At 71.6% G+C, this 11,076-nt stretch carries 8 protein-coding genes; 6 read left to right on the top strand and 2 right to left on the bottom strand.

Going from position 1 to position 11,076, the window contains the following annotated elements; genetic code table 11:
- Window positions 1–26: 26 nt before the first annotated feature.
- Entirely contained in the window at window positions 27–1,727 is a 1,701-nt protein-coding gene (locus U874_RS0108010; protein WP_025134019.1) for an amidase, read from the bottom strand.
- Window positions 1,728–1,934: 207 nt separating this feature from the next.
- Between U874_RS0108010 and U874_RS0108005 the strand changes: the two genes are divergently transcribed.
- From U874_RS0108005 to U874_RS0107985, 5 genes are all read left to right on the top strand, one after another.
- Window positions 1,935–2,555 carry a TetR/AcrR family transcriptional regulator gene (locus U874_RS0108005; protein WP_025134018.1) on the top strand — a complete coding sequence of 207 codons (621 nt, stop codon included), beginning with the start codon at window positions 1,935–1,937 and terminating at the stop codon, window positions 2,553–2,555.
- 464 nt (window positions 2,556–3,019) lie between these two features.
- Complete coding sequence (locus U874_RS0108000) at window positions 3,020–4,450, top strand: hypothetical protein (protein ID WP_025134017.1); 1,431 nt, start codon at window positions 3,020–3,022, stop codon at window positions 4,448–4,450.
- A gap of 175 nt (window positions 4,451–4,625) precedes the next feature.
- Window positions 4,626–5,741, top strand: coding sequence for a mandelate racemase/muconate lactonizing enzyme family protein (locus U874_RS0107995; protein ID WP_025134016.1), 1,116 nt, complete (start codon window positions 4,626–4,628; stop codon window positions 5,739–5,741).
- Window positions 5,738–7,159, top strand: coding sequence for a YfcC family protein (locus U874_RS0107990; protein ID WP_025134015.1), 1,422 nt, complete (start codon window positions 5,738–5,740; stop codon window positions 7,157–7,159). The genes U874_RS0107995 and U874_RS0107990 overlap by 4 nt, the downstream gene beginning before the upstream one ends.
- On the top strand, window positions 7,156–8,271 hold the full coding sequence (locus U874_RS0107985) for an amidohydrolase (RefSeq protein WP_025134014.1): 1,116 nt from the start codon (window positions 7,156–7,158) through the stop codon (window positions 8,269–8,271). The genes U874_RS0107990 and U874_RS0107985 overlap by 4 nt, the downstream gene beginning before the upstream one ends.
- A gap of 285 nt (window positions 8,272–8,556) precedes the next feature.
- Here the strand turns inward: U874_RS0107985 and U874_RS0107980 are convergent, their stop codons facing one another.
- Window positions 8,557–9,462 (bottom strand): LysR family transcriptional regulator, encoded by a 906-nt coding sequence (locus U874_RS0107980; protein ID WP_025134013.1) that lies wholly within the window; start codon window positions 9,460–9,462, stop codon window positions 8,557–8,559.
- A gap of 74 nt (window positions 9,463–9,536) precedes the next feature.
- Between U874_RS0107980 and U874_RS0107975 the strand changes: the two genes are divergently transcribed.
- The gene (locus U874_RS0107975; RefSeq protein ID WP_025134012.1) at window positions 9,537–11,069 is read left to right on the top strand and encodes an aminotransferase class I/II-fold pyridoxal phosphate-dependent enzyme; all 1,533 of its coding nucleotides are present in this window, start codon (window positions 9,537–9,539) and stop codon (window positions 11,067–11,069) included.
- The last annotated feature ends 7 nt before the right edge of the window (window positions 11,070–11,076 follow it).

Below are 11,076 nucleotides of genomic sequence, written 5' to 3'. Positions count from 1 at the left end.
GGATCCCGCCCCTGCGTCGTTCCCCGCTAGGACGCGGGGCGATCCTCGGGGAGCGCGGGAGCCGACGCCGGCGCAACGCGCATGGTACCCGGCGCCTCGAAGGCGGCGGCGTAGCCGAGCAGCGTGGGATCGGAGTACGCGGCGCCCGCGAAGGTGAGCCCGATGGGCATCCCGATATCGGACATCAGCCCCATCGGCACCGTCACCGTGGGGATCCCCAGGTGGCGCAGCGCGTAGTTGCCGTTCGAGAAGAACACGCCGTTCGACCACGCGTGGTCCGCCGCTGCGGGATCCCGCTCCGCGTCCTCGCGCCCCACATCGGCGTTCGCCGGGAACACGACCCCGTCGAAGCCTTCCTCGCGCAGCCAGCGCTCGAAGAGGTCCTCGCGCAGCTGCACGAGCGCGCGGAGGCCATCCGCGAAGTCGGCGCGCTGGCGCGGATCCGGCACTCCCCCGGGCGTCTGCGCGAGCGCGACCGTGGCCCGGTAGCGGTTCGGGTAGTCCTCGACCTCCTCGTAGCGGTCCGGGAGCGTGCCCTCGGGCTGCGGGAAGATCTGATCCGGATCGACGACGCCGAGGTTCGGGATCGCCGGGTCGCCGTTGGCGCGCAGGAAATCGTCCCAGCCGAAGGCGAGGAAGTCGGAGAACTCAGTGTCCATCCACCCGTCCGGGAGCACGCCGAGCGCCGCGACGTTCTCCTGGCCGGGCCGGTCGCCCTCGTACTGCTCGATGAGCGGGAAGCCCGTCACCACGAGCTCGGCGCCGAGCGCCTCGAGGCGGGCGCGGGCTTCGGCGAAGCGCTCGAGCACGCTCGGCCGCACCGCGATCGGGAAGTTCGGGTCCTCGCCGAGGTACATCGCGGGCACCGCGAAGCGCTTGCCGCGCAGCGCCTCGGGGTCGGCCACGTCGAGGTAGCTCTCGGGCCGGTGCGCGCTCGGCTTCGGCAGCTCGACCACACTCTGGGCGCGCCAGAAGTCGCCGCGAGTGTTCGCGTCGTCCTGCACGAGCACGTCGAGGAGGCGCAGCATGTCCGGCATGGTGCGCGTGTGCGGCACGACGACGTCGCGCGCGGGGAAGAGCGGCCAGTTGCCGCGGATCGAGAGCACGCCCCAGCTCGGCGTGTAGGCGCACAGCCCGTTGTTCGACGCGGGGCTGCGGCCGGACGAGACCGTCTCCTCGCCCATGCCGAACACGGCAAGGTTCGCCGCGGTCGAGGCGCCCGATCCGTTCGAGGAGCCCGACGCGTACGCGGCCGCGAGGTAGTCGCGGTTGTAGGGGCTCTCGGCGCGGCCGTACACGCCGCGCTGCATCCCACCGTCGGCCATGGGCGGCATGTTCGTCTTCCCGACGAGCACGGCGCCCGCCTCGAGCAGCTGCTCGACCGAGAACGCGTCCCACTGCGCGACGAGGTGCTCGAACGCGGGCGAGCCCGACGCCACCGTGAGGCCCGCGACCATGTACGAGTCCTTCACCGTGAACGGCACGCCCTCCAGCGGGCGGGCGGTGCCGGCCGCCCAGCGCCGATCCGACTCCTCGGCTGCGGCGAGCGCGTGCGGGTTCGCCACGACGATCGCGTGGAGCCCCTCGGGGCCCTGATCGTAGGCCGCGGCGCGGGCGAGGTAGCGCTCCGTGAGCCAGACGCTCGTGATCTCCCCGCGCGCGAAGGCGCCGAGCACATCCTCGATCGTCGCCTCGATCAGCTCAAATTTCTCGGTCGGGTCGCTCATGCACTTCCTCGTTCCTGTTCCGATCCGGTAGTCTGAAAACAGTTTCAGTTCTGCGGGGCGCGGTGTCAAGCCCGCCGCGCGGGGCGCGCCGCCGATGCGAGTCGCGCCGCCGAGCGGGGCGCGCCGCCGAGCGGGGCGCGCCGCCGAGCGGGGCGCGCCGCCGATGCGAGTCGCCGAGCGGGGCGCGAGCCCAGGAAGGAGCAACACATGTCGGAGGGCGCGCGCGAACGCATCCTGTCCGCCTGCACGGCGGTGATCGCCCGCAACGGGCTCGCGGGTTTCCGTATGAGCGACGTGGCGCGCGAGGCCGGCGTCTCGATCGGCCTGCTCCCCTACCATTTCGGCGACCGCGACGGGCTGCTGCAGGCGGCGCTCGACGAGGTGACCGCGAGCGCCACTCGCCGGGCCGACGCCGTGCCGCACGCGCGCACCCCCGCCGCGCGGCTCGAGGCCCTGCTCTGCTCGGAGTTCGGCGAGGAGGAGGAGATCCGCGCGGGCTCCACGGCATGGAACGAGCTGCGCGCCGCCGCGGTCTTCGATCGGGATCGCGCCGCGGCCGTGGCCCGCTCCACCGCCGACTGGCAGCGCGATGTCCGAGAGCTCGTGGCCGCGGCGGCGGGCGACGCAGCGAGAGCTGCCGCAGCGGCGGGCGACGCCGCGGCGGGCTCTGCCGACAGAGCGCTTGCGCTCACCGCGCTGGTCGAGGGGCTCTCGGGGCGCTGGCTCACGGGGCAGATCACAGCGGAGGAGGCGCAGGCCTCGGTGCGGGCGACGCTCGCCGGCTTGGGCCTCGCAGACGCGGCGCGGGGCACGACCCCCGGGGGCTGATCGCGGGCGGTGCGGGCGCCCGCACCGACCGCCGAGACTTCGGTCCCGCAACGCGCTCGGACTCCGCGACCCCTTCACATCCCTCTGAGCTTTCAAACCCCACGGCCCCTTCGAATCTCACGGAGAAATCCGATATCTCGGAGTTTTCTCCGGGACGGCCTCCGAGATTTCGGATTTCTCCTGCAGAAATCGCGGGCTGGGTACTCGGGAGCATTCCCCAGAGGCGCTGTACAGCGACACACGGCGAGCACGCGGCACCGGTTTCGCGCCCCATTTCTCGGAGAAATCCGAAACATCGGAGCCAGAACGGGAATTTCCTCCGAGAATTGAGATTTCTCCGAGAAGTGGGAGGGGTCGAGCGCACCTGGCCGGGAAGACGGAAAGGCCGCAGGCCTGAGGGGCAGAGCGCTCGCCGCACTCGAACGCGGAGCCCGAGCGCGGGCGGCCTGTGCCAAGCTACTCCTGTGACCGTGCGCATTGGATTCATCGGCTCGGCGCACTCGGTGGCCCGCCTCACGGGTGCTGATGCGCAGGTGCCCGGCGTCGCGCTGCGCTGCTACCCCTACAGCGACCCGCACGACACGACCGAGCAGTACTCGCGCGCGCTCGCCGAGAACGACGCCGTCTGCTTCTCGGGCACCATCTCGCACTACCACCGCGCGCGCGAGCTCGACAGCGATACGCCAGTCCTCGTCGGCCGATTCTCCGACTACACGCTCGTGGCCTCGCTCCTCGCGGCGACCACGACCCCGCCAGGCCTCACGATTCCCGAGATCTCGATCGACATGCCGAACCCCGACGTGGCCGCCGCCGTCGCGCGCGACACGGGGATCCGGCTCGATCCGGCGCAGGTGACCGACTACCGCTGGGTCTACGGCTCGCGTTTCTCCCGCCCGGTCGACGTGGGCGAGATCGTGCGCTTCCACGAGGACCGCGCGGAGCGCGCGGGTGCCCGGCTCGCGATCACGAGTGTGCACGCCGTGTACGACCGGCTCGTCGCGGCGGGCCGGCCGGCGATGTTCATGATCGACTCGATCCAGCACGACGTCGACCTGATCCGCACCGCGCAGCAGCGTGTGTCCGTGCAGCGGCTCGAGGGTGCGCTGCTCGCGGTCGTCACGCTCACCACGACGGCGCCGGCGGAGGCAGGATCCCCCGCCGCCGAGCTGCGCGCGCGGCTCGGGGAGGAACTCGCGCGCTTCGCGACGCCCGTGCAGCACCGCCTCGCCGCCTGGCAGCGGGACGGGCTCGACATGTTCTACACGACGCGGGGCGAGCTCGACGCCCGGCTCCCGGAGCTCGGGCGCACGCTCGCCAGGGAGCGCGGGGACGCGCACGACACCGGCACCGGCACCGACACCCCACCCGGCATCGCGCTCGGCGTCGGCGTGGGCCGGCACCTCTACGAGGCGGAGGATCGGGCGCTCCAGGCGCTCCGGCGCGCGATCGCCGAGCCCGGCACTGCCGCATTCCTCGTCGATGAGGACGCCCGGATCCAGGGAATCCTGGGCGCGTCCGAACCGGCGGAGGAGGCGCGGCACACCGAGCCGTGGCTCGTGGAGCTCGCTGCCCGCGCGGGGATGCAGGCGCGATCCGTCACCCGACTGCTCGCCTTCCTCGGCGGCCGCAATTTCCACCCCTTCACCGCCGCCGAGTGGGCCGCTGCGAGCCAGACTTCGCCGCGCACCGCCGAGCGCGCCGTGCGCAAACTGCTCGACGCGGGCGCCCTCGTGGTGGCGGGGCAGGAGCAACCGCTCGATGCCGGGCGCCCGCGCACCGTGTACGGGCTCGAGCCCGCGCTCGAGGCGGCGGCCCGGCAGCAGCGGGCCCATGCGGGCTCCGCGGATCCGAGCGCCGCGCGCACCTCGTTCCACGCCCGCGGCTCGGGCGCGTGACGCGGCTCCCCGCCGCCTCCGTCCCCGTGTTTCTTCGCCCGCACCAGATCCCCTCTGGAGCGCATCAGCGAGATCGGGGTGCCCCTCGCTTTGACAGTGACGCGCGCGGCCCCCTACTCTCTCGTATTACCGACACTCAAACGACACAATCAATGACGAGGTGGGTTTTCCCGATATGAGAATTGTCAGCGCCGACATCCGAGTGATCGAGGCACCGCTGAAGGTACCGTTCATCGTCTCCTACGCGCGCTACGACGTGATGCCGAGCGTCATCGTGACGCTCCGCACCGACACCGGCCTGGAGGGCATCGGCGAGGCGGTCCCCGACGAGCACGTGACGGGCGAGACGGTCGAGTCCGTCGTCGCGGCGCTCACGCAGCATCTCCTCCCCGCGCTCCGCGAGACCGACCCGCGCAACCTGAACCAGGTCCACGAGCGCATGAACACGGCGCTCGTCGCGAACGGGGCCGCGAAGGCCGCGCTCGACATCGCCTGCTGGGACCTGCTCGGCAAGCACGCCGGGCTCCCCGTCCACGCCTTGCTCGGCGGCCGCAAGCCCGAGCAGCCCATGATCGCGAAGGTGCTCAGCATCCTCCCGCCCGCGGAGGTGGCCGCCCAGGCGCGCACCGCGATCGCGGACGGCTTCACCCACCTCAAGATGAAGCTCGGCACCGACACGGCGCAGGACATCGCGAGCGTCGCCGCCGTGCGTCAGGCCGTCGGCCCCGGGATCCGCATCCGCGTCGACGCGAACCAGGGCTGGCAGGACGTGTCCACCGCGCGCCGCATGATCGCCGCGATCGAGCCATACGACATCGACTGGATCGAGCAGCCCATCGCCGCGGACGACCTCGACGGCTTCCGCCGCCTCCGCCCGCACACGAGCGCCGTGATCATGGCCGACGAGGCCGTCATCACCACGGGCGATCTCGCACGCCTGATCCGCGACGAGTCCGTCGACATGGTCAACCTCAAGCTCATGAAGTCGGGCGGGATCCTGCCCTGCCAGCGCCTCGCCACGCAGGCCGCACTCGGCGGCCTCGCCGTGCAGATCGGCTCCATGCTCGAGACGAGCGTCTCCTCGGCGGCGGGCTACCACCTCGCGCTCGCCCACCCGAACATCGTCTCCACGGAGCTCTCCGGCCCCGTCGCGTTCTCCGACGAGCCCGGCGATCTCCACTTCCCCCTCCCCTACGTCGACATCACCGACCGCCCCGGTCTCGGCGTCACCCTCGATCCCGCGGCGCTCGACCGCCTCACCGTCTCAGCGAAGGAGCTGATCGTCGAATGACCACGATCACCGAACCCCCGAAGCGCCGCCTGCGCGACCGCCTCTCGATCCCCCACACCTACGCGATCATCCTGTCGATCGTGATCCTCGTCGGGGTGCTGTCCTACGTCATCCCCTCGGGCGAGTTCGAGCGCGTCGATGTCGACGGCCGCATGATGGTCGTGCCGGGCACCTTCGACACGATCGCGAAGACGCACATGGCGCCCTTCGACATCTTCACCGCGATCCCGCGCGGCATGCAGGCGGCCGCGCAGATCGTGTTCTACATCTTCCTCGTCGGCGGCGCGTTCGGCGTAATCCGCGCGACCGGCGCGATCGACGCGGGCATCAACCGGCTCGTGCAGAAGATCGGCTCGAGCGAGCGCTTCATCATCCCGCTCGTCATGATCGTGTTCTCGGTGCTCGGCTTCACCACCGGCATGGCAGAGGAGTGCATCATCTTCGTGCCGATCGGGATCGGCATCGCGCTGTCCCTCGGCTACGACGCGATCGTGGGCACCGCGATGGTCGCCATCGGCGCGGCCTCCGGCTTCATCGGCGGCATGATGAACCCGTTCACCGTCGGCGTCGCCCAGGGCATCGCCGAGGTGCCCCTCTTCTCCGGCATCTGGTTCCGCACCGCGGTCTACATCCCGATCCTCGCCTTCGCGATCTTCTACGTGATGCGCTACGCCGCGCGGATCAAGAAGCACCCCGAGACCTCGATCCTCTACGGCCGCATCGGCGGCGTGGGCTCGACCGAGTACGCCGTGAGCGAGGAGATCCCGCCGCTCACCGCCCGCCGCAGCATCGTCCTGATCCTGCTCGCGCTCGGCATCGCCGTGAACATGTACGGCGTCTTCAACTGGGGCTGGTTCCTCGACCAGCTCGCCGCGAACTTCTTCATCGTCGCGATGCTCTCCGGCATCATCGGCGGGCTCGGCATCAACGGCTCCTTCACGAACCTCGTCGAGGGCATGCGCGCGGTCGTGTTCGGCGCGCTCGTCGTGGGCTTCGCCCGCGCGATCCTCGTCGTGATGCAGGACGGGCAGACGCTCGACACGATCGTCAACTTCATCGCCGACGGCATCTCGCACTGGCCGCCGACGCTCACCGTGCTCGGCATGTTCGTGTTCCAGGCGATCCTGAACTTCTTCATCCCGTCCGGAAGCGGCATGGCCGCGACCACGATGCCGCTCATGGTGCCCCTCTCCGATCTGCTCGGGATCGACCGCCAGGTCGCCGTGCTCGCATTCCAGTACGGTGATGCGATCACGAACTCGATCATCCCCACCTCCGGGGCGCTCATGGGCTACCTCGCGGTCGCGCGGATCCCGTACGAGCTGTGGGTGAAGTTCATCTGGAAGCTCATCGCGGTCTGGCTCGTCGTCGCGGCCCTCGCGCTCGTCGCGGGCGCCATCTGGGGCGTGCCGGCGTGATCGAGCCCCGCACCGAGGTGCCGCGGATCGTCCGGATCCGCGAGCACCTCGCCGCCCACCCGGAGCCCAGCTGGCAGGAGCACGGCACGTCCGCGTACCTCGCCGAGCTGTTCCGGGAGGCCGGCCTTGATCCCCGTCCCTTCGACGAGTTCCCCGGTTTCACGGTCGACGTGGGGCCCGGCGAGCCCGTCGTCGGGCTGCGCGGCGACCTCGACGCGCTCGTGCACGAGACGCCCGAGGGCACGATCCTCGCGCACTCCTGCGGGCACGATGCGAACCTCGCGATCGTCGCCGAGACCGTGCTGCGCCTCGCCGAGCGGAGCGACGCGCTGCCCCACGGGGTGCGCGCCATCTTCCAGCCCGCGGAGGAGCAGGGCAACGGGGCGGCCTCGGTCGCAGCCCTCGGGGTGGCCGATCGGCTCGACACCCTGTTCGGCGTGCACCTCCGCCCCGGCTCCGAGCTCCCCGCACCGCGCTTCGCCCCCGCGATCTCGCACGGCTCCTGCTGCTTCGTGCGAGGCCGGATCGCGGGCGCCGATCATCACGGCGCTCGCCCCCATCAGGGGGTCAATGCGATCGAGGTCGCTGCGGAGTTCGCGAGCATGCTTGCCGGGCTGACGGTCGACCCGCAGGTTCCCGCCTCGGCGAAGTTCACGGAACTGCGTGCCGGATCGGGGAACCTCAACGTGATCCCCGGCTCCGCCTCGTTCGGGATCGACCTGCGCGCGCAGACGAACCCGGTGATGACGGTGCTGCGCGACGGGGTGAGCCGCATCGCGCGAGCGCTCGAGCTGCGGTACGGCGTCGAGATCGCGCTCGCCGAGGAGGACTACGTGCCCGCCGCGATCGTGGGCGAGGAGGCGGAGGCCCGGCTGGCGAGCGCGATCCGCGAGGTAGCGGGCGAGGCCGCCCTCGCGCCGCGGGCCGTGACCTCGGGCTCGGACGACTTCCACTGCTACACGCTGCACCGCCCCGCCTTGCAGGCCGCGATGCTCGCGGTCGGCGCCGATGTGCAGCCCGGCCTGCACGACCCCGCGATGCGCTATGACGTGTCGCGGCTGGATCCCGCCGCCGCGGTGCTCGTGGCGGCCTGCCTCGCCCCGCGCGGCTGAGACGGGCGCGGGGCGGGGCGGTGTCTGCGGCCATCCGGGTCGCTCCCCGCGTCCCGCGCGTGCTCTCTCGGGTTCACACGGGCTCACGCAGATTCACACGGGGCCACGCAGATTCACACGGGCTCACGCAGAATCACACGGGCTCACGCAGATTCACACGGAGAAATCTCGAATCTCGGACGCTGCACCCTCGAAATCTCCGAGATCCGAGATTTCTCCGAGGGGACGGGGCGCGGGAGCGGGACGGGCGCGAGGGCGGAAGCAGACACGCGAGCGCGTCGCGACTCAGCGGGCCACGCGCTCCGCGGCGAGCCGGCGCAGGATTTCGCCGAGCCACCGCACCGCCGGGGGCACCGCGCCGCGCCGCGTGACGAACGCCACCCGACGCTCCCCCAGATCCTGCACCGCCGGGCGCAGCACCACGTCGAAGTCGGCGTCGACCGCGGCCGCGGTCGTGAGCGCGCAACCGAGCCCCTCCGCGACGAGCCCGTGGATCATCGTGAGGTCGTCGGTGCGCATCACCTCGCGCACCGGCAGGCCGAGCGAGTGGTAGACGCGGCGGAGCACGCGGTCCGTGGCCTCGTCGGGGTTGCGGCTGCACACCCAGGGCGTCTCCGCGAGGTCGGCGAAGTCGAGCTCTTCGCGTTCCCCGAGCGGGCCGCTGCGCGCCACCATGACGCGGTAGGGCTCGGACAGGAGAGTGGTGCGCTCGATGTCGGGCACGGCGAGCGCGAGCTCGTCCGAGACGTCGTAGATCAGCCCGGCGTGCACCTCGCCTCCGCGGAGCAGGCGGAGCACCTCGGTCGGCTCCGCCTCCACCACCTCGACCCGCACGGAGGTGCGCTGCTGCAGCTGCGCGATCGCGGCCGGCATGAGCCGCGCGCCGATCGAGGAGAACGTGCCGACGCGCAGCGTCACGACGCCCGCGTCGCGCTGATCGGCGAGCGAGCGCTCGGCACGCTCGATCCGGGTTAGCACGGGCGCGATGTCGGCCGCGAACGCCGCGCCGAGCGGGGTGAGGTGCGCGCCCCGCCGATCCCGCTCGACGAGCCGCACCCGGAGGTGCCCCTCGAGCGCGCGGAGGTGGTGCGTCACCGTCGGCACCCCGTACTGCAGGGCGTCGGCGGCCTTCGTGAGGCTCCCGTGCTCCCGGATCGCAAGGAGAACGCGGAACTGCTGCAGCGTCAACATGGAATAGAGACTATGCCACCACGCGCGAAAACCTGATATTCCGCAGGGGTGGCATTCTTCCTAACCTGGGAGGCATGCAGACCGTTTCCGCCTCCACCGCCGCAGCCGTGCCCTCCGCAGGGGCCATGGTCACCGTTCCCGCGCACCAGCACGAGACCCCGTACGCGGATGCGATCCGGTCGCTGGCCGGGCACGACTGGCAGCGCCTGCACGTACCGGGCCACCAGGCGAACCCCGAGAACGCCCCCGGCGTCGCGAACCTCGTCGGCGAGGCGGCCCTCTCGGTCGACTTCCCCATGCTCTTCAGCGGCGTCGACCAGGAGACCTGGCGCCTCGTGACCCCGGGACGCGTGACCCCGCTCATGCGCGCCCAGGAGCTCGCGGCCGAAGCGTGGGGCGCGAGCCGCACGTGGTTCATCACGAACGGCGCCTCGGGCGGCAACCACGTGGCCACGACGGTCGTGCGCGGCCTCGGCACCGAGCTCGTCGTGCAGCGCAGCGTGCACTCGAGCGTCATCGACGGTATGACGCACGTCGGGCTCACCCCCCACTTCGTCACGGGCTACGTCGACACCGGGCTCGGATCCGCCCACGGCGTCACCGCAGAGCAGGTCGAGTCCGTGCTCGCCGAGAACCCCGCGAGCGCCGCCGTCTACATCGTCTCCCCCAGCTACTTCGGCGCCGTCGCGGACATCGCGGCGATCTCGAAGGTCGCGCACGCGCACAGCGTTCCGCTCATCGTCGACGAGTCGTGGGGCTCACACTTCGGCCTGCACCCGCAGCTCCCCACGAACGCCGCACGCCTCGGCGCCGACCTCGTCGTGTCGAGCACGCACAAGGCCGTCGGCTCGCTCACCCAGTCGGCGATGCTCCACCTCGGCCACGGCCCCTTCGCCGAGGCGCTCGCCCCGCTCGTCGACCGCGTGGTGCGCTCGCACCAGTCGACGAGCTGCAGCGCACTCCTCCTCGCCTCCCTCGACGAGGCGCGGAAGAACATCATCACGCGCCCCGAGCTCGTGGAGCGCGCGCTCGCGACGGCCGAGGAGATCCGCGGCCGCGTGCGCGCCGATCGCCGCTTCCGCGACGCGACCCCGGACATCCTCGCGAGCCCCGACGCCGTCACGAACGACCCGTTCAAGGTCCTCATCGACACGCGCGGCGCCGGCATCACCGGCAGCGACGCGCACTACCAGCTGCTGCGCGACCACAAGATCTACGCGGAGCTCTCCACCCCCTCGGCGCTCCTCCTCCTCGTCGGCGCGATCTCCCCCGTCGATGTCGACCGCTTCTGGAACGCGCTGCAGGCGCTCCCGGAGGCGGCGATCGAGCCCGAGCGGCCCATCGTGCTGCCTGCGCCCTGCGAGCGCGCAATGGGCCTCGGCGAGGCGTTCTACAGCCCCGTCGAGATGGTGCCGTTCGACCAGGCGGTCGGCCGGATCTCCGCGGATTCCCTCGCCGCGTACCCGCCCGGAGTGCCGAACGTGCTCCCGGGCGAGATCCTGAGCGCCGAGGTCGTCGATTTCCTCCGCGCCACGGGCGCAGCCCCCTCGGGCTACGTCCGCGGCGCAGCGGATCCCGCGCTCGCCACGTTCAGGGTCGTGGCGTAGCGCCCAC

It is taken from the genome of Leucobacter sp. PH1c, assembly GCF_000633415.1.
Taxonomy (GTDB): domain Bacteria; phylum Actinomycetota; class Actinomycetes; order Actinomycetales; family Microbacteriaceae; genus Leucobacter.
The sequence above is the reverse complement of the archived record's forward strand: the minus strand, read 5'-3'. Positions and strand labels throughout refer to the sequence as shown.